Below are 23,811 nucleotides of genomic sequence, written 5' to 3' on the forward strand. Positions count from 1 at the left end.
CAATATTTTACAGCTTGTATCCATATAATTACTCATTGCATACTTGATACTTTGTTGTTTAATTAACATTTTAAAATTGGACGATTTACACGCTATTTTGGAGCTAATTCACCAATTATTACCTGATACTTTAAGTAAAAAAGTCATCTGAAATTTTTAATATTAGAAAAGTTTTAGAGTAAAAAATGCAACTAAGTTTATTTAATTTAGAGTATTTTTATCTTTAGGGATAGGATAATTTATTTACTAAGGTAGACATATATTCTGTAACTATAGGCATAGAATTTTGATATAAATATTTCTGAAAATAGTATGCGGTTTTACTTTCTAGTGCCAAATTAATAACTTGAAAGCACTTATTAAACAGAAAGTAAAAATTTCTAATTTCAGTATTACTTTTTAGGAGGTTTGTGATGCGAATTGCTCAAGTTGCCCCATTATGGGAAAGAGTACCGCCTCCTGCCTATGGCGGTACGGAGTTAGTAGTGGGGTTGTTAACTGATGAATTAGTCAGACGCGGACATGAAGTAACTCTATTTGCAACGGGAGATTCTATTAGCCTGGCAAAACTCGCAGCAGTTCATCCCCGTCCTCTCAGACAGGATTCGACTATAAAGGAGTACAGCGTTTATGAGATGCTGCACCTAGCTTCAGTGTACGAACGGGCAGAAGAGTTTGATATTATTCACTGTCATACAGGGTATACGGGACTAGCTTATGCACATCTCGTCACAACCCCTACAGTTCATACGTTGCACGGTATCTTTACCCCAGACAACGAAAAGATGTTTATGTTTGGTAAAAAGCAAGCCTTTGTAAGCATTTCTGATGCACAACGAGAACCAAAGTTAGGACTGAATTATATTGCGACAGTTTATAACGGGATTGATGTTAATAGTTACGAGTTTTATCCCCAAGCAGAAAATCCACCTTACCTCGCATTTTTGGGTCGAATATCTCCAGAGAAAGGAGTGCATTTAGCAATAGAAATTGCTAAAAAAACTGGTTATTGTTTGAAAATAGCAGGGAAGGTAGATGCTGTTGATATCGAATATTTTGAGAAGCAAATCAAACCGCAAATTGACTCCAAGCAAATTCAGTATTTAGGTGAAGCCAACCACACGCAAAAAAATGCCCTAATGGGAGGTGCAGTAGCAACTTTGTTCCCAATTACTTGGCGAGAACCTTTTGGGTTGGTAATGGTTGAGTCAATGGCTTCAGGTACGCCAGTGATTGCGATGAAGCTGGGTTCTACTGTAGAGGTAATTTCCCACGGCAATACGGGTTTCTTATGTAACGACATTCCTGAGTGCATCAGTGCTATTGACCAGGTAACCAAGTTAGACCGCTATGCTTGTCGAAAATATGTAGAAAACCGTTTTAGCGTTCAAGAAATGACAAATGGTTATGAAGCAGTTTATCAACAAATTTTAGCAAAACGATTTGCTCATAACGGGTATTTCCGCAGTTTGGTTAGTTTAACTAACAGCCACACTTAATTAGTCTAAATTTGGTTGAACTTCGCTCTAATTGCCTCTATGCGTTGACGATTGACACCCAAATCACCATAACCTAAGCGTGAGGCGGAGCGAACTTGAATTGTATTAGTATTACGGTCAAGGTAGAATTCTACATCATCCACAAATCCCAACAATGCACTCTTAAATTCCGCATATAAATAATCGTCACTTTCAGTAATTATCTTAGTTCTGGGTAAAGACTGAATGATACCTTTAACAGCAGCGATCGCTTCTTCTGGTCTAGAGGTGAAAGTCAGCGGTGCAATTTGGTGTACTGCATCTGAACTCTGACTGGAAACACAGTTAGGAGAGTTAGGGCAAGGTGCTAATTTACCATCGTGAACACCTAAATTATTCGGTCGTTTGCCTGCAAAAGCCATAATTTTTTGGACAAGGATAAAGGTTAATAAAACTACTTTTTTATGCGAGAAATGGTTAGGAAATTACTGAATTTCCTATAAAATTAAGTTTACGCTAAAACAACTATGTGAATGTTAAAAATTTAGCGAGAGTTTATTCATATTAAAATAACCCTGAGATTTGACTAAAACATCGGTGATGCGATCGCTTTATGATGCGGTAAGTATCGTCTATGCAAAAACAGATTATGACGCAAACAACGTCTATAAATGACTCTGGGCGTTTGCAACTCGCACCTCTGGAAATCCCATCCCGTTTACTGTTGGGGCCGGGCCCCTCAAATATTCATCCTACAGTGCTTCAGGCGATGAATACTCCAGCAGTTGGACATCTTGATCCAGCTTTTCTGGCGCTTATGGATGAAATTCAATCCCTGCTGCGCTATGTATGGCAGACAGAAAACCCACTAACTATTGCAGTCAGCGGTACAGGAACAGCTGCAATGGAAGCCACAATTGCTAATGTTACGGAACCCGGTGATGTGGTTTTGATTGGCGTAGCGGGATATTTTGGCAACCGCCTCGTTGATATGGCTGGGCGATATGGTGCAGATGTGCGAACCATTACTAAACCTTGGGGACAAGTTTTCACGCTTGCAGAAATCCGAACTGCTGTTGAAACCCATCGTCCGGCTATACTAGCGCTAGTTCATGCCGAAACTTCCACAGGCGCACGTCAACCATTAGAAGGAGTTGCTGAAGTTTGCCGTGAATTTGGCACTCTGCTACTGGTAGATACAGTGACTAGTCTGGGTGGCGTCCCGATATTTTTGGATGCTTGGGGAGTTGATTTAGCTTATAGCTGTAGCCAAAAAGGATTGGGTTGTTCGCCTGGTGCTTCTCCCTTTACAATGAGTCCGCGGGCAGTTGAGAAATTGCAGCAGCGCCGCACGAAGGTTGCAAACTGGTATTTGGATATGTCGTTATTAGGTAAGTATTGGGGTACTGAACGCACATATCACCATACAGCTCCAATTAACCTCTACTATGCGCTGCGGGAAGCACTACGTTTAATTGTAGAAGAGGGTCTGGCAAACTGCTGGCAGCGTCATCAAAAGAATGTGGAATATCTCTGGCAAGGTTTGGAGGATATAGGATTGAGTTTGCACGTTGAAAGAGAGTTCAGGTTACCAACCCTAACTACTGTCCGTATTCCAGAAGGAGTAGATGGTAAAGCAATTGCACGCCAGTTACTCAATGAACATGGTATTGAGATTGGTGGTGGTCTTGGTGAACTAGCTGGTCAAGTCTGGCGTGTGGGGCTAATGGGCTTCAATAGCCGCAAAGAAAGTGTTGACCAACTTTTAGCAGCACTACGGCAGGTATTACCTAAATAGTTTTGGGTACAATTTGGTGCGTTACACACTGTTAACGCACCTGATAAAAAGAGCAGTAGATTTTTCTGCGTATTGTTAGGCTATCCAAAACTCACTGCGAGAAAAAACCAGCAACTAGCAGAGGGAAAAGTATTAAAATAGACATAATTAAGACGAGAGTTGCCGGGTCAACTTTAATATGATTCTTTTGTGGCTCGCGCATTTGATAATAACTCAGTATTAAAATAGGTATAATAACTCAAACTAAAGTATGTTTACTCTTTTTTCAAAGCAGAATCCGGGTGAAAAGTGTAAAATTTTTTGCACAGTAGTTTTTACTTGCTAGTTAATTGAGCAAACTGAGGCTTTTAAGAATATACAGGAGAATTCAAGAATCAGAATTCTGAATTGGGAAATAAAACATTCTTTTTAACTGACTTTACTTCGACTAGGCTCAGTAACCATGAGGACTATATTGTTTACTTCACCTTTGTTGAAATTCGCCATAACTCAAAAATCTTAGAACTTTACCCCCAACTCCTGGCGCAGACGATACAAAATTGTGTTTTGGTCAACTTGAGAAAGAATTTCTTGAATGACGCTGCTAGCGCCCAATTGTCCCCAAGTGCAGCCTTTTTCGAGATACACTTGAGCTGCTTTCCCAACGGAATATGCTCCGTAACCAGCAATACCAGCTTGGGCGATCGCACTACCAGCGTAAGCAGTAATATTAGTGGGATTGTCACCGCTAGCTAAGGCAGCTGTACTCTTACCTAAACCTAACAAGAAACTGCTGCCTAATTCTCCCAGCAGTAAGCCACCGGAACTGAATAAAATCGTTTTTAAAATCTTGCTGGCTTCATAACTAGTCATAGGCAAACCATACAATCTCGCCAAAGCGCGAATTAAAGCTAAATCAGCCACTGTGCCGCCAAGTATATCTAAAAAGGCGACGGGATTTAACGCTACTGCTAAAGCTTTGTATTTGGTAAATTGCCAGATGATCTCTTCAGCTTCTTGTTGACGTAAGTCGATGGTTTTTTGGGCGATCGCTTCTTCTGCATCGCGTGCTTGAATAAGTGCATTTAAGGCGAGAAGCGATCGCCCTTCGCGATTGAGAATATTTAAAATTGTCTGCTTGAGTTCATCCACCTGGATTGGTGGCGTTTCCCATTCATAACTGACGCGACCATCAGCCCACTCAACCCGCACTTCCATTGGTGCTGGTTCCGCCGCCACCATAACAATTTCATCAGGTAGTAGAGGCTTTGCTTCGATATGTCCTGCACCTAGTTGTTGCAAATTTTGGTAAATCGCAGCTTGGTCTGTATCTGGGTAAAGGTCTATCTTGTTAAAGACTAAAATCAGGGGTTTTTGCGCCTGTCGCAATTCTAAAAGTGCTTGATACTCAGTCCGTGTGATGTCGCCAGAAACGATAAACAAAATCAAGTCTGCTTGATGCACAACTTCTCGTGCCATTTGCGATCGCGATTCACCCTCAATTTCATCTAATCCAGGGGTATCAATTAACTCTACTTGTACTTTACCTCCTGGCTGCCACCGCACAGAACGCGGCCATTGAGTGACTCCGTTCAAAGGGCCAGTTTGCAGAATCTTGTCTCCCAATAAAGCATTCAATACCGCTGATTTACCACGACTCACCAGACCAAAAGCGGCAATTCTAATCACATTAGAGTCTAGCTTGTTGAGTGTAGAGTTCAAAGCCTCCAATTCTGGTTTGACCAAACCTGCCAATTCTGGGTTAGATGATAACTGTCCTGACTTACGAAGATATCCATACCAAGACAGCGCTTGTCTTAGACTGGCGCGGGCCCGATTTAAATGAGTTTCTTGCAGATTTCGCACAAAATTAGATTGATTCAAAGTTGAAAAAACAAGACGCTATATATTAATTTTGCTCTAATTCCTAACCTATCTGTGTATTATCTCAACTTAAAGTAGATTTAGAGATTCTTATAGCCTAGTAGAGTCACAATATGGTTAAAAAGCGCACAGAGCAGAATAAGTCAATAGAACCGCCTGAACTACCGGAGGAACTGGTTATTGAAAAATTACCAGATGGGGAACTATCTGAGCTTGATTCTTATAAAAATTTACTTTTATTAAATTGTCAACTGACTGGTGCTAGAGGCGTAACTATTGAACAGTCACATTTCCAAAATGTACAAATGGCTGATGAGCGATTTTCTCGTTTTGATTTGAGTGATATTCGTTTTGATAAATGTGACTTTGCTAATACTGAATGGGATAAAGCCAGCCTTAATAGGGTGGAATTTAACAGTTGTCGGATTTTAGGATTTAAAGTAATAAAATCCCAAATTAAAAATACTTTAATAAAAGACTGTCATGGTAAGTTTGCTCAGTTTGAGTTTACAAAATTTAAAGCTACTCGTTTTGAAAACTGTGTACTAGAAGATACTAACTTTCAAGATGCAGATTTATCTAATGTTACTTTTCTAAATTGTAATCTTCGTAATGCTATGTTGTCTGGTGCGAAACTTACAGGTACTGATTTTAGAGGTTCACAAATAGAAGATTTACAGGTAAGCATTGAGCAGCTACGAGGAGCTATTTTTGACCCATTACAAGCCGTTTATATTTTAGAGCGTCATGCTGGAGTTATAGTAAAATACTCTGATTATGAATAATTTTAACTTTAGGCATTTAAATCGCCTCGTAATCTCAAATATATATGGGATTAAATAAAAATGCTAAGTTAAAATATCACTTTTACTCACAAGCTTTGGTGAAGCGATCGCCTGCGAACAGCAATTGTATAACTCGGTCTTTGTGTAGCTTCTCGTTTACTCTTAACTAACCGAAAGTCATTATCTATATATAAATGTTCTAGAGCAATGTTCTAGAGCAGAAGTTGCGAGATAAGCTTTTTCTAATTTTTTTGCAGTATTTCTATCTATATTTTCTAATTTCAGGTCTTGCTGTGAGTCTGCGTTCGATAATGATTCTTTAAATTGAGATTTTACTATTGTGGTAAACCACTCGTTTGCATCATCAATCGTTAGCGCATTCTCTCTGTTTTTTAAAGCTTGGAATATTCCAACATTTTTGATGTACCACTGCTCATTTTGAACTGAATACTTTTGCAATACCATTAAATCGTACGCTGGTAGCTTCGATATAAATTTTCGCCAAAAAGCAGATTTTTGTCCTGGCGTATAGCGAGCAATATTCGCATAGTAACCATCGTCATGAAAAATTTGGTAAGACTGATCGTGTAATCTACCTGCAAAATGTCTTGAAAAGGTATAGTAGACCATAATGGTATCCATACTCCCATGACAATTGGTACTTGTTCGATAACTTTAGGATAGGGATTGCGTCGGCTCAATTCTGCAAAATATGGCGCTAATTCATTTTTATAAAATTCTATTTTGCTTTTTAAAGGCTCTACATTGCGACCTTTAACAAGTTCTAAAATTTTATTTTTAAGTTCTGATGTACCCCAAATTACTAATTCTTTATCAATTGTAATATTGAACATTTATATTTACCCCGGATAATTTCTGGTGCAACGCAGAGACGCAGTTAATGGCGTCTCTACTTAAATAGCACCGTTAGTGACTACCACCAAATCCGATTTCCATTTTCGTCAACTCGTGCCTGTCTAATCACATCGGAAATTTCTTCCGCATCTTTAACGTGGTGGAGTGCTTTCTTATCGCCATCGGGTTCGTCCACAACAAAATAAGTTGGAACTGTAATATGGTCGCCTGTAATGTCTGGTGAATCAACAGCTACCTGCTGGGATTTTTCTTCAACCGATTCAGGCTTATCAGAAATTCTATCTCCTGGATTTGCGGTTAAATTTCTTTCTTTAGCTGTTGGTTCTTCGCGAGAATGCCAATCTTCGCTTACTGGTTGATTAATTTGATTGTCTTTATTCTCTTGATTATTCTTAGTCATGGCTTTTTCAGGAATTGAACACTATGTCTTTACTAACATCACTTTAAAGAGTTTAAAGGTGTGAAGAGTTCTTTCCCTGGAGAGAATTTAAGAATAAATATTCTTAGTACCACCTCTTAGGTTAGATATTAGTGCACAGGTTTATAAGCAACCTCCGACTCCAGAAACAAATAATAGTCAACCCTTGTGAGGAATTTAAAATTCAAAAAAATATTGTGAATTTTGAGAGAAGTTCAGATCAGCGGCTTCCGCTGATCTGAACTTCTCCTGTCGGAGACGCTTCTCTGCGAGAGGCTCCGCCAACGCGTAGCTTGCCTCCCCATAGGGGTAGGGTGATTTTGAATTTTAGTGTCGACTTTTCTGTGCAGCTTAAGGCAGTATAGCAACAGTTATCTCGTGAAAGTTCCTGCTGAATTTACTTCTTTAGTTGAAAGGGTGTATATTTTCCACCTAATGCTTCTACAATGCTGCGAGTATTGGCTTCTATCATTTTGATATAAGAATCGCCGTTACTCCCCTTAGCACCAATTGAATCAGAGTAAAGTTGTTGTGGTGCTAAATTTATGCCTGCTTCTTGAGCAACAGTTTTAATTAAAGCTGGGTTAATTGTAGTTTCGGCAAAAATTGCCGGAACGCCGATCTTTTTAATTGACTCTACCAATCTTTGGACTGTTTGAGCGCTGGGTTGTTCTTCAGTGCTAATCCCAATTAAAGTTCCTGCGATCGCAATCCCATAAGCTCGTCCATAATATTGAAATGCATCGTGGGTTGTTACAAGTTTGCGTTTATCTGCGGGAATAGTTTGAATCTGTTGATTAACCCAGCTATGCAATTGCGTTAATTCATTAGTAAGTTGTGATGCTTTTTGGGTAAATTCTTCTCTATCTTCAGGTGATAATTTAATTAACCCATCCCGAATCACATTCACCATTGCGATCGCATTTTCTGCACTGCCCCAAACGTGAGGATCTGGGACAACTTCACCTTTACCTTTATGAGACAGCGCTGTGGGCGGGTTTCCCGACTTGAGGCGACTGTCGTCTAACTGCAAAGGTTTAACAACTTCCCCCACTGCTAATTGCTGCGCTTTCCCACCAGAGGCTTTCATTAATTTAATCAGTCCAGGTTCCAAATTGTAACCGTTATACAAAATCAAATCTGCCTCTTCCAAAAACCTACTATCTGCTGGTACTGGTTCATAAACATGGGGATCAGTTCCTGGTTTGAGAATTCCAGTTAGTTGAATTTCGTCTCCTCCAACTTTTTGTGCCAAATCAGCAATGATAGTGCTAGTTGCAACCACTCGCGGCTTATCTCCCTTGGCAGTGTTGCGATTAGAGTTCTGTTGAGTACAACTAAATAAAGCCAAAGACAAAAGCATTCCCAAGCAAAGTCTAGAAATCGGGCTAGAAACTATTTTTCTCTTCATACTGTTGACTGTTGCATTACCGCGGCTATTACTGCTGTATATCTGAAGTATTAGTTTCATTTATCTTGGATATTACTTCTAATTATAGATTTTTTCATATTTATCTCATATTTATAGTAAGCTCAAGAAATGAATATTGAAGCATAGTTATGAAAAACCCCTATTTAGCCTCACAACTTAGCCTATCTCCCAGAAATACAGCAGGTTTACCTGCACAAATTGCCAAAACTATTGATATGAGTTCTACTGCACCAATTAACATTACCCATTTAGGGGTACATTACCGGATACAAGAAGCCTTAAGAGACGTTAACTGTATTGTCAAACCGGGACGACTCACAGGTATTTTTGGCCCTAATGGTGCTGGCAAAAGTACGTTGATGAAAGCAATGTTGGGCTTAGTTCCCGTTAGCAGTGGTAAGGTGTTGTACCGAAGCAAACCTTTGATGCAGCAACTAGAAAAAGTTGCCTATGTACCACAGCGCAGCCAAATCGACTGGACTTATCCTGCTACGGTTTGGGATGTAGTGATGATGGGAAGGGTGAAGAAAACAGGTTGGTTGCGTAGCTTTTCAGCAGTTAGTAGGCAAGTAGCAAAAAACTCCCTAGAAAGAGTTGGGATGATAGAATATCGCGATCGCCCCATTGGACAATTATCAGGGGGACAGCAGCAACGAGTATTTTTAGCCCGTGCTTTAACACAGCAAGCTGAAATTTTCTGTTTTGATGAACCTTTAGTAGGTATTGATCAGAAAACTCAGACAGTAATTTTTGAAGTCTTCCATGAACTTGCTGCAACCGGCAAAATTGTCCTAGTAGTTAACCATGACTTAGGAGAATCAATTGCCCACTTTGACGATTTAATCTTACTAAACCGCGAACTAATTGCCACAGGTTCACGGCAACAAGTACTCACAGAAGATAATTTACTTCACGCTTATGGCGGCAAAGTAATGTACTTTTCAGAAGCAGCATAGTTATGACTTATCATTCACAAATGACAAATGACCAATACTTCTCTACGAGAGGCTGCGCCCTAAGCGTAGCTATGCCGCAGGCTTTACGACTTCTCTACGAGACGCTACGCGAAAGCTCAGTACAAGTGACCAATGACAAACTATGCTACAAGCTTTAATTGAGCCTTTACAGTACGGCTTTATGCAGCGATCGCTCGTAATTGCCATTTTAGTAGGTTTGTTATGTGCTGTTGTTGGCAGCTACTTGATGGTGCAGCGATTAGCACTGCTGGGTGATGCTATCAGTCACTCAGTTTTGCCAGGACTTGCGATCGCTTTCATGGTGGGAGCGAATATTTTTGTCGGCGCATTTATTGCTGGTGTTCTCAGTACAATGGCGATCGCCTGGATTAGAACGCGATCGCCTATTAAAGAAGATGCAGCAATGGGGATAGTTTTCTCTGCATTCTTTGCCCTTGGGATTACCCTAATTACAGTAGTTCAAAAAGATAATAAAATCGACCTCAACCACTTCCTCTTCGGTAACATTCTCGGCGTTACTATTGATGAAGTACGAGATACAGCTATTATTGCCGTTATTGTTTTAGTGGTTGTTCTTTTATTATATAAAGAACTTTTATTTTACACATTTGACCCTTTAGGCGCTCAAGCCGCAGGATTGCCAGTCAATCGGCTAAACTTTGGATTGATGGTATTGATTGCTTTAACAATAGTCGCCAGCATGAAAGCCGTAGGTGTAATTTTAGTACTATCACTTTTGATTACGCCAGGGGCAACCGCCTATTTATTAGTTAAACGCCTCAATCAAGTAATGATTTTAGGTGCAGTAATCGGGGTATTTTCTAGCATTAGTGGTATGTACCTCAGCTACTTTTATAATTTGCCCTCTGGCCCTGCGATCGTGTTAGTTGTATCCGGATTATTTGTATTAGCATTACTCTTTAGTCCCAAACATGGTATTTTTACCATGAAGCGCAAAGAAGTATTGACTGAATAACTCGTAATTATTGATACAATATAGGATGGGTATCACCCACCCTACATATATTTAAAAATCAAATATCATTCGTGTATTACAGTTAGATACTTCTTACTTTTTTACGTTTACGCGAAAAATGCCAACCAATACTGTAAGCACCGAATACCAATAAAGCCAAACTAAAATCGGGTTCTGGAACAGCAGATACACTATCAGAACTAATCGCTACACCAAAGTCTTTTTTTAAGTCTACATTATCATCAAATGCGCTATCAGCAGCACCAATAAATAAAAATTGTGCATTTGTGGGAACTTTTACGACAATACTATTAAAACTGTCATTACTAAAACTGTCGCCACGTGAGACGTAAAAAATACTATTATCTAAACATTGATTTGGTAGGCAACCGTTTGGCACAATTGCATGAATAGCACCCGGAACTCTCTCCGTTGTCGCACCATTGTAATAGCCACTGCTAGCTAGCAATGTATTGTTAGTACTGAAAACAGCCCACATTGCTCTAAAATATTCGTTATTAGGATCACCAAAGGGAGAAAAACTTCCAAATTGCTCCAGTTTAATTGTGTCATCTGTCTTAATTCCCAATTCTTTTAAAGAAAAGGGTACGCTATTAACACTTGATGAATACGAAGAAATGAAACTTGCAGCAGGGTTGATGTTGAATTTTACTGTTCCTGCTTGAGCAATATCGTTTTTTACTACTACTAAGCTTAATACGCCGCTAGCAGTCGCAACTAACAATTTGCTAAATAAATTAGTCATTTTCTTATCTTTAAAAAAGGTTGATATCCAAGCCGTAATTAATCGTCAATGACTGAAGCCAATCCAAGAGCAAACTATTATTAAACAAGTGAGCTGTTTCACTTTATAGGTATATTCAATAACTTAACACTATGTGTATTTTACTACAAAGGTTATAATTTTAAATCTGTTAATAGATGCTTGACAAGCAACAAAAATAGTGTTTTTTAACATTATTGTAGAATATCAGGTTTGAATGGCAAGTATTACCCATTTCATAAAAATTGTCCTCAAGCAACTGGTGCAAGATGTCATGTTTCAAGAGTCTGCCAATAGCACGAGGTCAAGGAAGTTTGGCATTTATGGATGCTATGTAGCTCATTCCCTAGATATAGCACTGTTTTATTGTTTGATATTATACTTTTAATTGCTTCGGAGTGACGAAGCGATCGCCCATAACCATACAGACTCTTTTGGCTGTGCTGGTATCTATACAAAAAATAATTGCTAGTTCGGCTAAGCTGACAACAGCAGTTTTAATCCTCAAAACAATGACAGCAAGTAGTCCCACAATTTTAGCCCTGGACTTTGATGGAGTGATTTGCGACGGACTAATTGAATATTTTGAGGTAGCGTGGCATACCTACTGTCAAATTTGGACGCCTGCTAATGACACACCACCAGATGATTTAGCTTTAAGATTCTATCGTTTACGACCTGTGATTGAAACAGGTTGGGAAATGCCTGTTTTAATCAAAGCCTTGGTAGATGGAATTCCTGATGAAAAAATACTTCAGGAATGGTTAAGCATAGCACCACAAATATTGTTAGAAGACAAGTTACAAGCAAAAGAAATTGGTGTAAAGTTAGACAATCAACGGGATGAATGGATTGCCACAGATTTAGACAGCTGGCTGAGTCTGCATAGATTTTATCCGGGTGTAGTAGAAAAAATCAAAGTAACTATTGCCAGTGCAGTTGAGCTATTTATCATCACCACTAAAGAAGGGCGTTTTGTGCAGCAGTTATTGCAAAAAGAAGGGGTGAATTTACCACCAGCAGTAATTTTTGGTAAAGAAGTCAAGCGTCCCAAGTACGAAATATTGCGAGAATTAAAGCAGCAAGCAGCAGAAAAGAAAGTTAGTGTATGGTTTGTGGAAGACAGACTCAAGACGTTGCACTTAGTTCAACAGCAACCAGACCTTGAGGACGTGAAACTCTTCTTGGCAGACTGGGGCTATAATACCCAAACAGAAAGGAAAGCCGCCAAAGATGATCCACGAATTCAGCTGTTATCCCTTTCTCAGTTTGCTAAAGACTTTTATGCTTGGCTTTAATTAACTCAAGGATGAGGGGCATGGGGCATTAAGAGTGCTGAGTCAAGAGTAGAGACGCGATTATACTCTTACGAGAAGCCCAAGCAGAGCGTCTACGCGTCTGTACAGTAGTTAGGATATTGCCCCTGCCCCCCTGCTCCCTGTCCCTCCCCTCCCTACTCCCCACTCCCTACTCATATATATGCTTGACCTGACAAAACTAGCAAAACAAATGCAGGGTTTAAGTCAGCATCTTACTTTAGAAGCTGCTGCCAGTCGCCAACGTTTAGAATTGGCTCAACAATATCTCAAAAATGCTTACGAATCTCAACAAGATTTAATTTCTCGCCAAGAAAAATGGCGAGATCGCATTCTCTTTGCTAACGCTACCCCCATTGAGCCGCTAGAAACCTCGATTGATATCCCAGTTCCCCCGAAAGTACATACTGTTATCGCTACTGATGGTTCGCAAATTGCCCCTAATCATCACGAAATTGCTTATTGCTATCTCTTAAATATTGGGAGAGTAGTCTTACATTACGGCCAAAACCGCCATCCACTACTCGATAGTTTGCCAGAAGTATTTTATCGCCCCGAAGATTTATATATGTCTCGGCAATGGGGAATTAGAACCGAGGAATGGATGAGTTTTCGCCGTACTGCTTCGGAAACAACGGTGTTGGCAGAACTTGCGTGTGAAGCCAAGGGAGAAGCACCAACGTTAGCAATGGTGGATGGTTCGTTAATTTATTGGTTTTTAGAACAGTTGCCAATTGATGCACGCGATCGCATCTTACCCCCTATCTTGGAAGCTTGGCAGCAGATGCGTGATGCTCAAATTCCTTTGATGGGATATCTTAGCGCCTCTCGTAATATCGAAGGCATCAACTTTTTGCGTTTGTTGGCTTGTATCCATCCAGCACCAGACTGTAAAAGTTATTGCCCAAATCAGTTAGAAAAAGTACCTTGTAAAGTTTTTGAACAGTTGCGAGATACTTCCCTTTGGACAACCAGACTTAAACCTGGACAACGCGGTTGTCTATGGCGGAGTAACACTCCTATTCTCGAACTTTACGGAGACCAAACTATTTACTTTTGCTACGTCCATGTTGGCACTGAAATTGCCCGCATCGAAATTCCTGCATGGGTAGCAGAAAATGCAACTATGTTTGATCAAGCACTAGGGCTGATGCTGGCACAAGTGCAGAAAGGATATGGCTACCCCGTAGCGATCGCGGAAGCTCATAATCAAGCGGTAGTCAAAGGTGGGGATAAAACGCGTTTCTTTGCCCTCCTCGAACAACAAATGATTAAAGCTGGTTTGAGAAATGTGGGAACTTCCTACAAAGAAGCTAGAAAGCGGGGAAGTATTGCTTAAATAAGCTGTTAATGAATTTATTTAGTTAATATTTAACCTGAGTTCGGGTTAAGCAGATTGAGGTAAAAGCCATTCCATTTGAAGGCTGGGTTTGTTAGGTTGATGGCAATAAGCGATTAATCCGCACAGAACGTTAACGCAGAAATTAACGGGGCTTCGGTGTCTAGAATGTTCGATTTGAGAAATATTCTTAAGTTGATCGTTAATAGTCTCAATAATGGAGCGTTTACGGGATAAGAGCTTATCATGGAGATGCATCAAATAGTTTTTCATGTTGCGACGGGGTTTGGCAAAAAATTTAATGTCGAACTCTTGCAAAAGTTGAGAAGCCAGTTTTTGAGAGACATATCCGCGATACCTTCGGTAAGCTTCGCTAACGCCAAATATTTTGCCAAACAGATCACTGAGGAAATCGGGAACTGGTTGACGGTCATCAATATTACCAGGAGTAAGAACCACATTTAAGAGTTGACCAAGTTCATTGACGACTTTTATGTTGCTTAAACCCGAAAAACCAATCCACAGAAGTCTTTCCACGAACTGCTAAACCTTCAAAAACCTTATGCCGAGAAATCCGACGATTATGGCAGACCTTCAGACATGTTGAATCGATAAAACCGATACCCGTACACCGTCCAAAACAATGCTTCAGGTAAACGCACAAAGGTATCAAGGTTGATGGTATCCATTCAATGAATCGTTGATAACTCGGCAGTCCCGGAAAAGCACAACTCCATTGCTGTTTGACATGATTCAAATAAAAATGCTTGAAATTCCGGTAGTGATTTTGATGAAATGCAATCAGTATCGTCATTATTTCACTCAAACACAGACTTCTAGCCCGAATCCGTCTTATTCCTCGATGTACCAACAGCTTTTTGTGCCATTGGCTTTCAAACGCCTTACAAAAATCATCTACATGGCAGAACAAAAATTCTAAACTAAACATAGGACAGGTGCTGGATTTGACGTTATTTTCAGCTTACTACCTGTCCCTTTCCTTATCCCGAACTCAGGTTACATAGGTGATCCACCGCGCAAATTATCTTGTCCCAAACCTATTGTTTCAACGCGAGTTCGACAAACCTCTCCCTGCCTTGAACTTTAGTTCAAGTCTGTCCCTCTCCGAGTCGGAGAGGAACGGTTTTGCGTAGTAAAACCAGGGAGAGGTTTCTTTATTAAGTTAATTAGGGGACAGGATATGACCCCTCAAACTCACATTGTTTTACGATTGATTAGTTGCTAGTTCAGATACAGCAACTTTTTCATCGGCTATTTGGGCATTTTCGACAACAATTTTGCGGAATAGTTCGCCCTCAATTGTCTCCTGCTCGGCTAATAAATCTACTAAACGTTCCAATACTGTACGGTTTTCTTCCAACAATTCTTTTGCCTTGATGTAAGCATGATTGACAATTTCACGGACTTGTGAATCAATTTTGGCGGCAATTTCCTCAGAATAGTCTGATTTATTCATCCAGTCACGCCCCAAAAAGACCTCTCCGCTTTGATTTTCCAAGGATAATGGGCCTAAGTTTGACATCCCGAACCGTGTCACCATCTGCCGCGCCATTCCCGTCACCTGTTGCAAGTCGTTGCCTGCACCTGTGGTCACTTCTGGCTTACCAAAAACAATTTCTTCAGCAGCGCGACCACCCAAAGTTGCAGTAATTCTGGCTTTGAGTTGAGAACGAGAAATTAATCCCTGTTCTTCGTTGGGAGTAAACCAAGTTAATCCGAGTGCTTGCCCTCGTGGGATCAGAGTGACTTTCTGCACGGGGTCATGGTCTTTGAGTAATGTGCCGACTAAGGCGTGTCCAACTTCATGGTAGGCAATCAAACGCTTGTTCTTGCTATCTACCAAAGCTGTACCTTCCATCCCCGCAACTACCCGGTCTACAGCATCATCAATTTCTAAAAGAGTGACAGCTTCTTTGCGTCTCCTAGCGGTGAGAATAGCAGCTTCGTTGAGCAAGTTGGCTAAGTCTGCGCCAGTAAAACCAGGAGTGCGACGAGCGATCGCTTCTAATGAGACACTAGGATCAATTTTCTTATTGCGCGCATGAACTTTCAAAATTTCCAAACGCCCTTTGAGATCCGGTGCATCTACAATTACCTGTCTGTCAAAGCGTCCTGGTCTGAGTAGTGCAGCATCCAGTACATCTGGGCGGTTGGTAGCAGCAATAATAATGATACCTGTATTACCTTCAAACCCATCCATCTCGGTAAGCAATTGGTTGAGGGTTTGTTCGCGTTCGTCGTTACCGCCACCGATACCAGCACCCCGTTGCCTTCCTACGGCGTCAATTTCATCGATAAATATTAAGCAAGGGGCATTGTCTTTAGCTTTCTTGAACAGGTCACGCACGCGGGATGCACCGACACCCACGAACATTTCCACAAATTCCGAACCAGAAATACTAAAAAATGGTACTCCAGCTTCTCCAGCGATCGCTTTTGCTAGTAAGGTTTTACCTGTACCAGGAGGGCCAACTAACAGCACTCCTTTGGGAATACGTGCGCCTACAGCGGTAAATCTTTCTGGCTGTTTGAGGAACGTAACAACTTCTTGCAGTTCTTCTTTAGCTTCTTCCACCCCTGCTACGTCGTCAAACTTAACTCCAGTTTTGGCTTCCATCTGGAAACGAGCGCGGGATTTGCCAAAATTCATCGCTTGGCTAGAGGCATTGGTAGAGCGCCGCAGGAACAATAACATTAAAGCTACCAGCGGCAAAATCCACATAAGATTGATCAACAGTCCCACAGCAGCCCGACTGTTGGCAGAGGAAACCTCGCCAAAATCAATATTCTTTTGTTTAAGTATGTTGATTAGCTCTGTGTTTTGCGCTAAAAGTCTTACCTGTAGAGGTGGTGCATCCGGCTTCTGCCCCTCTAGATACACCCTTGCTATCTGTTCCGTTTCGTCAAGCTCTACTTTTTTGACTTCCCTTTGCTTCGCTTTCTTGATCAACTCACCATAAGTTAGGGTGTCGCGCTCTGCCTTTTGCGCTAAGGCGGGAGTACCCCCGAAAATACCCGGCAACATGATCAAACTTGCTGCTAGCGCACCAGCCCAAGCAAGGCGCTTTGGTGACTGTTTATTCAATGCCTTTTTTCCCAAATTTGTCATAATAATTACCTTTTGTCTGTTGGCATAAGCTGAGCGCTGGTTTTATGCCTATTCTTCTAGCAAAAATCGCAATAACTGGAAATTACAGTTTTCTTATCTAGTCTAACTTCCATATAAAAGCATTCCCAAGTCTCTTCTGGCTCTAGCATCAACTCGATTAGGTTGGATAATTTTACTCCCCAGTCAGATGACAACCAAGTCAGCCTAATATTGCACTCATTAATAGGCTGAATGTTTAGTAACTATTGTGACAAAATTTTCCCTGTCTTGAAAATGGATATAAGGGTTTAGGGGAAAGACTTTTTCATCCCCTTATTGTAGGTGAAAAGTCTGTGGAAGCATATATTCAAAATTTATGGAAACTCTAATTTGACACATTACGATACAAATCGCTAAAATAGCCATAGTCGTAATGACTTCATTTTTTAAGAAATCTTGGTAATATTTAGCTAGCTAGTAGTTTATGGGTGAATTATTATGGTGAGAATTGTTGGCATTGGTGGTAGTTTAAGACCTAACTCCTATACCCAGATTGCTTTGCAGGTTGCAGCCCAAAGGATAGAAGCCCTCGGTGCAGAAGTAGAAATTCTTGATTTACGGCAATTGCAACTACCGTTTTGCACTGGCGCAAAAGAGTATCCAGAGTATCCAGATGTTCAGCGATTGCAAGATACTGTTACTCGCGCCGATGGATTAATTTTAGCGACACCTGAGTATCATGGGAGCGTTAGCGGTGTCATTAAAAACGCCCTTGATTTGATGAGCTTTAATGAACTGTCTGGTAAAGTGACGGGATTGATTAGTGTTTTAGGGGGCCAATCTAATAGTAATGCGCTCAACGACTTACGGCTGATTATGCGTTGGGTACATGGTTGGGTAATTCCTGAACAAATTGCCATTGGACAAGCTTGGGGTGCTTTCAATCCTGAAGGGAAGCTAACAGATGAGAAACTCTCCCAAAGGTTCGATGAGTTTGCTCAAAGTTTAGTTGATAACACTCGCAAGCTGCGAGGAGTTAATTAAAAAATGTAGGGTAGGCAAAACTTTGCCCACCCCACAATTCACAACTCCTCACTTTTAATGGTGATGATGGTGGTGATGATGTCCAGTTAGCTGAGGATTAACTGTCGCTCCTTGCTCACTCTTCAATTCAGCAATATGAGCATCCGCCCATTGGGCTGCCATTGCTAAGAATTCTGGATGGTCGTTAACGCACGCCATTTGCACGTAGTCCACATCAGGATGTTTCTTCTCCAAAGCATGGATGATGTGATGTACATCCAGTAGAGTTTCGTGGTTTTCTGTGGCAAAACCAATTGGCATAAATATCAATACTTTTGCGCCCAATTGAATGAGGTTTTGTGCTGCTTGTTGTGCGTTTGGCAGCGTCCACTCAATTAGGGGTGTATCGTGGTTGAGCCAACCTACGGAGATTAAAGGATAACGGTTAATTAACTTATCCCGTACCAAATCGTATAGTGCTTGACTTTCAGTAATCCCAGAGGTAAATCCTTTGGCTTTGTGGGGACAACCGTGGTTCATTAGCACAATGCCAATTTGGGAAGGTAGGTAAGCTGTGGCCAAATCAGCGTTAATTTTATCCTCAACCAAATGAGCCATCAAATCGATGTAGGCTGGTTCGTTGAAGAAAGAAGGAATGTAACGTTGTGCTTTAACCCAATGTTCTTCACCATCAGTCAACTCGGCTAAAGCATTGTTAACTTGCTCGATCGCAATTCCACTAGTAAAGATAGAATCAACAACCAGCAGTGGGTAAATTAGAATTTTGTCAAACCCTTGGTCTTTGATTTCTGTTAAAACTTGCTTGGGCAAGAAAGGGGCGCAGAAGTTGAAAGCTTTGAAAACTTGGACACCATTACCCCATTTTTCTTGTAAAAGCTTCTCAATTCCAGCCCGCTGCTTTTCAAAGATGGCGTTGTGTGGAGAGATAAAATCATGATGTGTGTGTCCCCACTCATGGCGATCAAATAACGCCAAAAGTCTTGCCAATGGTGGATAAATCCAGGTTGGCACTGGTGCAAATTTTGCTGTAAGTAGATTTAAAGCCTGTTCGTTATAGTTGGCAAAATCTTCGTAGCTTTCGACTTCACCATAGCCCATGAGCAGTACAGCTACACGGTCTTGACCTGATAGATGCTCGTGATTATGTTGTAGTTTTTCTGGCGTGGCTACCACAGTGAGTTCCTCAATCTAACCAAACTAAAGAGAATTCGGGAATAGCTTGATTATTTCCCTTACTCATACTCGTAACATCCTATCCCATCCGGGGGGATAGGACGGGTAAAAAATGAAAATAATACATCAAAAGACATACTGCGGTTATTACTATTTAGGTAGTGATTAAGAAACTATTTCCCAGTAACTGATTTGTGTCATCTTTAATAATTGTTTAATAATTAACTAAAGCTACTAAATAAAAAACGGATGAGGATTGTTATTTGCCCTGGAATCCATGACTCAAGATTAACCCAAAGCTTTATGTCAGAGTGTTTAGCTCAAGTTTCTGATAGTTTAATCAGTCAAAATCCAGAAGATATTCTAATTTTTCCAGGCAAGGATTTTGAGGCTGTATCGGCATTTCACATCTTGCAGTTTTTGCGCGATCGCTGGGGCGATAAGCTAGAATCAGCAGTCTTATTCATTAGCTTTAGTGCTGGTGTAGTCGGGGCAATAGGAGCGGCGTATTTGTGGCAACTCTTAGGCGGTTATGTCAAAGCATTTATTGCTATAGATGGATGGGGAGTGCCACTGTCGGGTAATTTCCCGATTCACCGAATGAGCCATGATTATTTCACTCATTGGAGTTCTTCTTTGCTTGGTAGTGGGCAAAATAACTTTTATGCAGAACCAGCAGTCGAGCATTTATCGATGTGGCGATCGCCTCAAATTGTACAAGGTTGCTGGGTAGATTCAAAGTTTGGAATTTTTCCACCCAAAGGTCATCTGACAGCAACTGAATTTTTGCATATGCTGTTAAAGCGCTATGAAGCAAATTAGTCCGGAAAACAGACTTAGTAAGCAGGAGTGAGAAAGAGGAGGGGGAGAAGGGGAGATAGGAAGAGGAAGGAGAATAATTGTGAACATTGTTATATTACTTCCCCCACTCCTCCACTCCCCCACTCCCCCACTCCCCCACTCCCCCACTCCTCCCCTCGCCATCTACCCTAGTCACTATCCCCAAGTATCTAATGTTTCCAACTGAACCTGCTGCCGCTAATAACGGGTTTGGCAAGCTACTGAAAAACCGTGGTTTTATGCTCCTGTGGATTGGGCAACTGGTGTCCCAATTAGCAGATAAAGTCTTCTTTGTTTTGATGATTGCTCTGCTGGAGAACTACCCACCTCCTCCAGGGTTGGCACAAAACTCAATGTACTCAACTTTGATGGTGGCATTTACAATACCAGCGATTTTATTCGGTTCTGCGGGTGGTATCTTTGTTGACCGCTTGCCAAAAAAGCTGATTATGGTTGGCTCAGATATTGTCCGTGGGCTATTGATTCTGTGTCTTCCTCTCTTACCACGAGAGTTCGTGATTCTGTTGATTCTAACTTTTGCTGTTTCTACAGTGACGCAATTTTTTGCTCCAGCTGAGCAAGCAGCCATTCCTCTGTTGGTGAGGCGAGAGTGTCTAATGGCAGCCAATGCTTTATTTAGCAGCACAATGATGGGAGCTTTAATTGTTGGCTTTGCTGTGGGAGAGCCAATATTGAGTTTGGCAAAAAGTTTGATGGGAGAGGAATATGGTCAGGAGATTGTAGTTGGAGCATTATATCTGCTTTCGGGTGTAATTATGCAGCCGATTAATTTTAAAGAACGCAGAATCAGAGACGAGGGACGAGCAGCAAATAATCCTTGGACTGAATTCAAAGATAGTATGCGCTATCTCAAGAAAAATCGTTTGGTCTTGAATGCCATGCTGCAACTGACAACTTTGTATTCAGTGTTTGCCGCGTTAACAGTGCTGGCGATTCAATTAGCGGAGGAGTTTGGTTTAAAAGAAAAACAGTTTGGCTTTTTCTTAGCAGCAGCAGGGGTGGGGATGGTGCTTGGTGCGGCAATTATAGGTCACTGGGGTGATAAATTGCATCACAAGCCCTTACCTTTAATTGGATTTCTGCTGATGGCAGTAGTTTTAGGGGTGTTCACTTTTACCCACAACTTGTTACTGGCTCTAGGTCTCTGTGCATTTTTAGGTATAGGTGCTGCCCTCATTGGCGTACCGATGCAAACTTTGATTCAACAGCAAACACCACCAACAATGCATGGTAAAGTGTTTGGCTTTCAAAATCATGCCGTTAACATTGCCCTGTCAGTACCTTTGGCAATTACTGGCCCATTAACGGATGTTCTGGGTTTGCGGACTGTACTTATAGCAATGAGTATTGTCGTTGTTGTTATAGGTGTTTGGGCTTGGCAAAATACTCGTCGAGTCTTGCAAGACGTAATTTAACCACTATAGGATGGTAATCTATCCTTAATATTTAATTTAAAATAAAAGCCTAAATAAGAATTTTGATTAGAGTTTTCAATTAAAATGAAATCTTAACTACAGAATTTGAGCATTAACTTTAGCTATAGTCTGAGGTTTGACCGTGCGTTCACACAGTGTCTCCGTAGGAGATTCGCTTTCTCCAAGTCACCTAGAAACCGAGAATCACAAACAGTCCCATATTTCTAACCCGCCAGTCGTGACGCCCAAACGCGCATCTGGCGGTTTTGCTCTGCTTGATAGCCTCCAGCGCCACGGCGTTGAGTACATTTTTGGGTATCCTGGTGGGGCGATTCTGCCAATTTACGACGACCTGTACAAGGTGGAAGCAGCTGGTGGTATTAAGCACATTTTGGTAAGGCACGAACAAGGTGCAGCTCATGCCGCGGATGGTTATGCCCGCGCTACTGGAAAGGTAGGGGTATGCTTTGGTACTTCTGGCCCAGGAGCAACTAACTTAGTCACAGGTATCGCCACAGCCTACATGGATTCGATACCAATGATTGTGGTCACGGGACAAGTAGCACGTCCGTCGATTGGTACGGATGCCTTTCAAGAAACCGATATATATGGGATTACGCTACCGATTGTCAAGCACTCGTATGTAGTGCGTGATCCCAGAGATATGGCGCGGATTGTGGCTGAAGCCTTCCACATTGCTAGCACAGGGCGTCCAGGGCCAGTATTGATTGATGTCCCCAAGGACGTGGCTTTAGAAGAATTTGACTATGTGGCTGTAAAACCGGGTTCGGCGAAGTTACGCGGCTATCGTCCTACGGTCAAAGGGAATCCACGGCAAATCAATGCAGCGATTCAGTTGATTGGCGAAAGTCGCCGTCCGCTATTGTATGTCGGCGGGGGTGCGATCGCTGCAAATGCTCACCCAGAAATCAAGCAACTAGCTGAGTTATTCAATATTCCTGTCACCACAACGTTGATGGGGATCGGTGCTTTTGACGAACATCATCCCCTAGCTTTAGGAATGTTGGGGATGCACGGCACAGCCTACGCCAACTTCGCCGTCAGTGATTGTGATTTGCTCATTTGCGTTGGTGCAAGATTTGATGACCGCGTTACAGGCAAGTTAGACGAATTCGCCTCCCGCGCCAAAGTAATTCACATCGACATTGACCCAGCAGAAGTTGGCAAAAACCGCATTCCTGAAGTGCCTATTGTTGGCGATGTGCGGAATGTGTTGGTTGACTTATTGCGTCGATGCAAGGAACTAGGCGTCAAGGGTACGCCTAATCAAAACCAAGAATGGTTGAATTTGATTAACCGTTGGCGGGAAGATTATCCTTTAATAGTGCCGCACCATGCCGACAGTATTTCACCCCAAGAAGTCATCGTAGAAGTCGCTAACCAAGCACCCCACGCTTACTACACCACAGATGTCGGACAACATCAAATGTGGGCAGCACAGTTCCTGAAAAATGGCCCAAGACGCTGGATTTCCAGTGCAGGTTTAGGAACGATGGGTTTCGGGGTACCAGCCGCAATGGGCGCTAAAGTAGCGTTTCCTGATGAAGAAGTCATCTGTATCAGCGGTGATGCTAGTTTCCAAATGTGTTTACAAGAGCTGGGAACGCTAGCACAGTACGGGATAAATGTCAAGACTTTAATTCTCAACAACGGTTGGCAGGGAATGGTACGCCAGTGGCAACAAGCCTTCTACGGCGAACGTTACTCATGCTCAAACATGGAGGTAGGGATGCCAGACGTAGAGCTGTTGGCCAAAGCCTATGGAATTAAGGGTATGGTGATTCGCGATCGCGGCCAGTTGAAAGATGCGATCGCCGAAATGCTAGCATCTGACTGTCCAGTAATAGTTGATGTCCGAGTCACCAGAGACGAAAACTGCTATCCAATGGTAGCTCCTGGCAAGAGCAACGCTCAAATGATCGGCTTGCCTAAACAAGCACCGAAAGCCGCAGCAGAACCAGTTTATTGCAGCCACTGCGGTACTAAAAATCTTCCCAGCCATAACTTCTGTGCTGAGTGTGGTACGAAGCTGTAAATCTTTTTGATTTAGAAAGGCAAATTAAATTAACTATATATGCAGAGGATAAACACCTCTGCTTTTTTTTTGATACAAAGATTCATAAAAACAAGCAATAGCTAATGTGTT

The 23,811-nt window shown here is 41.6% G+C and carries 21 protein-coding genes and 1 pseudogene; 11 read left to right on the top strand and 11 right to left on the bottom strand.

The annotated features are described in order from the left end of the window. Nucleotides 1-413 precede the first annotated feature (413 nt). Nucleotides 414-1,499 carry a glycosyltransferase family 4 protein gene (locus WKK05_RS35650; protein ID WP_341527671.1) on the top strand — a complete coding sequence of 362 codons (1,086 nt, stop codon included), beginning with the start codon at nt 414-416 and terminating at the stop codon, nt 1,497-1,499. Between the two features lie 5 nt (nt 1,500-1,504). Here the strand turns inward: WKK05_RS35650 and WKK05_RS35655 are convergent, their stop codons facing one another. After that, on the bottom strand, nt 1,505-1,900 hold the full coding sequence (locus WKK05_RS35655; protein WP_341527672.1) for a DUF1499 domain-containing protein: 396 nt from the start codon (nt 1,898-1,900) through the stop codon (nt 1,505-1,507). A 227-nt stretch (nt 1,901-2,127) separates the two neighbouring features. Between WKK05_RS35655 and WKK05_RS35660 the strand changes: the two genes are divergently transcribed. Next, nucleotides 2,128-3,276, top strand: a complete 1,149-nt coding sequence (locus tag WKK05_RS35660) for an alanine--glyoxylate aminotransferase family protein (protein ID WP_341527673.1) — start codon at nt 2,128-2,130, stop codon at nt 3,274-3,276. A gap of 498 nt (nt 3,277-3,774) precedes the next feature. On the opposite strand, the gene WKK05_RS35665 is transcribed toward WKK05_RS35660, so the two are convergent. After that, entirely contained in the window at nt 3,775-5,121 is a 1,347-nt protein-coding gene (locus WKK05_RS35665; protein ID WP_341531281.1) for a GTP-binding protein, read from the bottom strand. Nucleotides 5,122-5,252: 131 nt separating this feature from the next. Between WKK05_RS35665 and WKK05_RS35670 the strand changes: the two genes are divergently transcribed. Beyond that, entirely contained in the window at nt 5,253-5,924 is a 672-nt protein-coding gene (locus WKK05_RS35670; protein ID WP_341527674.1) for a pentapeptide repeat-containing protein, read from the top strand. Nucleotides 5,925-6,104: 180 nt separating this feature from the next. Here WKK05_RS35670 and WKK05_RS35675 read toward each other — a convergent pair whose 3' ends face one another. From WKK05_RS35675 to WKK05_RS35690, 4 genes are all read right to left on the bottom strand, one after another. Beyond that, nucleotides 6,105-6,389 carry a hypothetical protein gene (locus WKK05_RS35675; protein ID WP_341527675.1) on the bottom strand — a complete coding sequence of 95 codons (285 nt, stop codon included), beginning with the start codon at nt 6,387-6,389 and terminating at the stop codon, nt 6,105-6,107. Then, complete coding sequence (locus WKK05_RS35680) at nt 6,389-6,778, bottom strand: hypothetical protein (RefSeq protein ID WP_341527676.1); 390 nt, start codon at nt 6,776-6,778, stop codon at nt 6,389-6,391. The genes WKK05_RS35675 and WKK05_RS35680 overlap by 1 nt, the downstream gene beginning before the upstream one ends. 80 nt (nt 6,779-6,858) lie before the next feature. Next, nucleotides 6,859-7,200: a hypothetical protein gene (locus WKK05_RS35685; protein ID WP_341527677.1), complete on the bottom strand. Its 342-nt coding sequence runs from the start codon at nt 7,198-7,200 to the stop codon at nt 6,859-6,861. A gap of 415 nt (nt 7,201-7,615) precedes the next feature. Further along, nucleotides 7,616-8,629 (bottom strand): metal ABC transporter substrate-binding protein, encoded by a 1,014-nt coding sequence (locus tag WKK05_RS35690; protein ID WP_341531282.1) that lies wholly within the window; start codon nt 8,627-8,629, stop codon nt 7,616-7,618. Nucleotides 8,630-8,865: 236 nt separating this feature from the next. On the opposite strand from WKK05_RS35690, the gene WKK05_RS35695 reads away from it, so the two are divergent. Both WKK05_RS35695 and WKK05_RS35700 read left to right on the top strand, forming a co-directional pair. Continuing rightward, the gene (locus WKK05_RS35695) at nt 8,866-9,606 is read left to right on the top strand and encodes a metal ABC transporter ATP-binding protein (protein ID WP_341531283.1); all 741 of its coding nucleotides are present in this window, start codon (nt 8,866-8,868) and stop codon (nt 9,604-9,606) included. A 142-nt stretch (nt 9,607-9,748) separates the two neighbouring features. Then, complete coding sequence (locus WKK05_RS35700; protein ID WP_341527678.1) at nt 9,749-10,603, top strand: metal ABC transporter permease; 855 nt, start codon at nt 9,749-9,751, stop codon at nt 10,601-10,603. Between the two features lie 82 nt (nt 10,604-10,685). Here the strand turns inward: WKK05_RS35700 and WKK05_RS35705 are convergent, their stop codons facing one another. Further along, nucleotides 10,686-11,369, bottom strand: a complete 684-nt coding sequence (locus tag WKK05_RS35705) for a hypothetical protein (protein ID WP_341527679.1) — start codon at nt 11,367-11,369, stop codon at nt 10,686-10,688. 394 nt (nt 11,370-11,763) lie between these two features. Continuing rightward, nucleotides 11,764-11,919: a hypothetical protein gene (locus WKK05_RS35710; protein WP_341527680.1), complete on the bottom strand. Its 156-nt coding sequence runs from the start codon at nt 11,917-11,919 to the stop codon at nt 11,764-11,766. On the opposite strand from WKK05_RS35710, the gene WKK05_RS35715 reads away from it, so the two are divergent. After that, nucleotides 11,900-12,685, top strand: coding sequence for an HAD family hydrolase (locus WKK05_RS35715; protein ID WP_341527681.1), 786 nt, complete (start codon nt 11,900-11,902; stop codon nt 12,683-12,685). The two genes, WKK05_RS35710 and WKK05_RS35715, sit on opposite strands and share 20 nt — an antisense overlap. A 181-nt stretch (nt 12,686-12,866) precedes the next feature. Further along, nucleotides 12,867-14,042: a DNA double-strand break repair nuclease NurA gene (locus WKK05_RS35720; protein ID WP_341527682.1), complete on the top strand. Its 1,176-nt coding sequence runs from the start codon at nt 12,867-12,869 to the stop codon at nt 14,040-14,042. Nucleotides 14,043-14,090: 48 nt separating this feature from the next. On the opposite strand, the pseudogene WKK05_RS35725 reads toward WKK05_RS35720, so the two are convergent. Next, nucleotides 14,091-14,991 (bottom strand): annotated as a pseudogene (locus tag WKK05_RS35725) (IS982 family transposase). A 276-nt stretch (nt 14,992-15,267) separates the two neighbouring features. Continuing rightward, entirely contained in the window at nt 15,268-17,172 is a 1,905-nt protein-coding gene (gene ftsH / locus WKK05_RS35730) for an ATP-dependent zinc metalloprotease FtsH (RefSeq protein WP_341527683.1), read from the bottom strand. Nucleotides 17,173-17,649: 477 nt separating this feature from the next. Between ftsH and WKK05_RS35735 the strand changes: the two genes are divergently transcribed. Then, nucleotides 17,650-18,195 carry an NADPH-dependent FMN reductase gene (locus WKK05_RS35735; protein WP_341527684.1) on the top strand — a complete coding sequence of 182 codons (546 nt, stop codon included), beginning with the start codon at nt 17,650-17,652 and terminating at the stop codon, nt 18,193-18,195. A gap of 54 nt (nt 18,196-18,249) precedes the next feature. Here the strand turns inward: WKK05_RS35735 and WKK05_RS35740 are convergent, their stop codons facing one another. After that, on the bottom strand, nt 18,250-19,368 hold the full coding sequence (locus WKK05_RS35740) for a ferrochelatase (RefSeq protein ID WP_341527685.1): 1,119 nt from the start codon (nt 19,366-19,368) through the stop codon (nt 18,250-18,252). Nucleotides 19,369-19,617: 249 nt separating this feature from the next. On the opposite strand from WKK05_RS35740, the gene WKK05_RS35745 reads away from it, so the two are divergent. The 3 genes from WKK05_RS35745 to ilvB all read left to right on the top strand — a co-directional run bounded on the left by WKK05_RS35745 (nt 19,618) and on the right by ilvB (nt 23,700). Then, entirely contained in the window at nt 19,618-20,190 is a 573-nt protein-coding gene (locus WKK05_RS35745; RefSeq protein ID WP_341527686.1) for a hypothetical protein, read from the top strand. A 191-nt stretch (nt 20,191-20,381) separates the two neighbouring features. Continuing rightward, nucleotides 20,382-21,644, top strand: coding sequence for an MFS transporter (locus WKK05_RS35750; protein ID WP_341527687.1), 1,263 nt, complete (start codon nt 20,382-20,384; stop codon nt 21,642-21,644). 142 nt (nt 21,645-21,786) lie between these two features. Next, complete coding sequence (ilvB, locus tag WKK05_RS35755; protein ID WP_341527688.1) at nt 21,787-23,700, top strand: biosynthetic-type acetolactate synthase large subunit; 1,914 nt, start codon at nt 21,787-21,789, stop codon at nt 23,698-23,700. Nucleotides 23,701-23,811: the final 111 nt, after the last annotated feature.

The organism is Nostoc sp. UHCC 0302 (assembly GCF_038096175.1).
Taxonomy (GTDB): domain Bacteria; phylum Cyanobacteriota; class Cyanobacteriia; order Cyanobacteriales; family Nostocaceae; genus UHCC-0302.

Coding starts and splice junctions, on each gene's coding strand:
- WKK05_RS35720 (WP_341527682.1), top strand. CDS start 12,867: ATGCTTGACCTGACAAAACTAGCAAAACAAATGCAGGGTTTAAGTCAG.
- WKK05_RS35695 (WP_341531283.1), top strand. CDS start 8,866: ATGAGTTCTACTGCACCAATTAACATTACCCATTTAGGGGTACATTAC.
- WKK05_RS35700 (WP_341527678.1), top strand. CDS start 9,749: ATGCTACAAGCTTTAATTGAGCCTTTACAGTACGGCTTTATGCAGCGA.
- WKK05_RS35660 (WP_341527673.1), top strand. CDS start 2,128: ATGACGCAAACAACGTCTATAAATGACTCTGGGCGTTTGCAACTCGCA.
- WKK05_RS35685 (WP_341527677.1), bottom strand. CDS start 7,200: ATGACTAAGAATAATCAAGAGAATAAAGACAATCAAATTAATCAACCA.
- WKK05_RS35745 (WP_341527686.1), top strand. CDS start 19,618: ATGAGGATTGTTATTTGCCCTGGAATCCATGACTCAAGATTAACCCAA.
- WKK05_RS35675 (WP_341527675.1), bottom strand. CDS start 6,389: ATGGTATTGCAAAAGTATTCAGTTCAAAATGAGCAGTGGTACATCAAA.
- WKK05_RS35705 (WP_341527679.1), bottom strand. CDS start 11,369: ATGACTAATTTATTTAGCAAATTGTTAGTTGCGACTGCTAGCGGCGTA.
- WKK05_RS35680 (WP_341527676.1), bottom strand. CDS start 6,778: ATGTTCAATATTACAATTGATAAAGAATTAGTAATTTGGGGTACATCA.
- WKK05_RS35655 (WP_341527672.1), bottom strand. CDS start 1,900: ATGGCTTTTGCAGGCAAACGACCGAATAATTTAGGTGTTCACGATGGT.
- WKK05_RS35750 (WP_341527687.1), top strand. CDS start 20,382: ATGTTTCCAACTGAACCTGCTGCCGCTAATAACGGGTTTGGCAAGCTA.
- WKK05_RS35650 (WP_341527671.1), top strand. CDS start 414: ATGCGAATTGCTCAAGTTGCCCCATTATGGGAAAGAGTACCGCCTCCT.
- WKK05_RS35670 (WP_341527674.1), top strand. CDS start 5,253: ATGGTTAAAAAGCGCACAGAGCAGAATAAGTCAATAGAACCGCCTGAA.
- WKK05_RS35735 (WP_341527684.1), top strand. CDS start 17,650: ATGGTGAGAATTGTTGGCATTGGTGGTAGTTTAAGACCTAACTCCTAT.
- WKK05_RS35690 (WP_341531282.1), bottom strand. CDS start 8,629: ATGAAGAGAAAAATAGTTTCTAGCCCGATTTCTAGACTTTGCTTGGGA.
- ftsH (WP_341527683.1), bottom strand. CDS start 17,172: ATGACAAATTTGGGAAAAAAGGCATTGAATAAACAGTCACCAAAGCGC.
- WKK05_RS35715 (WP_341527681.1), top strand. CDS start 11,900: ATGACAGCAAGTAGTCCCACAATTTTAGCCCTGGACTTTGATGGAGTG.